Below are 458 nucleotides of genomic sequence, written 5' to 3' on the forward strand. Positions count from 1 at the left end.
TTCGCAAAGAAAGAACAATTCGACAGCGCTCGTAACTTCAAAAACAACGGCAACCTGTTCGGTGGCTCGATCGGTTACTTCCTGACCGACGACGTTGAACTGCGTCTGGGCTACGACGAAGTACACAACGTTCGTTCCGACGACGGTCGTAACATCAAGGGCGCCAACACCGCTCTGGACGCTCTGTACCACTTCAACAACCCGGGCGACATGCTGCGTCCGTACGTTTCGGCTGGTTTCTCCGATCAGAGCATCGGTCAGAACGGTTCCGGCGGTCGTGACCGCTCCACCTTCGCCAACGTTGGCGCTGGTGCAAAACTGTACTTCACCGAAAACTTCTACGCCCGTGCTGGCGTTGAAGCTCAGTACAACATCGACCAGGGCGACACCGAGTGGGCTCCTAGCGTCGGTATCGGTGTGAACTTCGGTGGCGGCTCCAAGCCTGCTGCTGCTCCAGT

Annotated in this window: 1 protein-coding gene; it reads left to right on the forward strand. The window is 57.2% G+C overall.

All coding sequences use genetic code 11. From position 1 onward, the window contains the following. Positions 1–458: OmpA family protein (locus ACIONG_RS21405; protein WP_401302555.1), on the forward strand; the 458-nt coding region annotated here is incomplete at both ends.

Source organism: Pseudomonas sp. NPDC087817, assembly GCF_044742875.1.
GTDB lineage: Bacteria > Pseudomonadota > Gammaproteobacteria > Pseudomonadales > Pseudomonadaceae > Aquipseudomonas.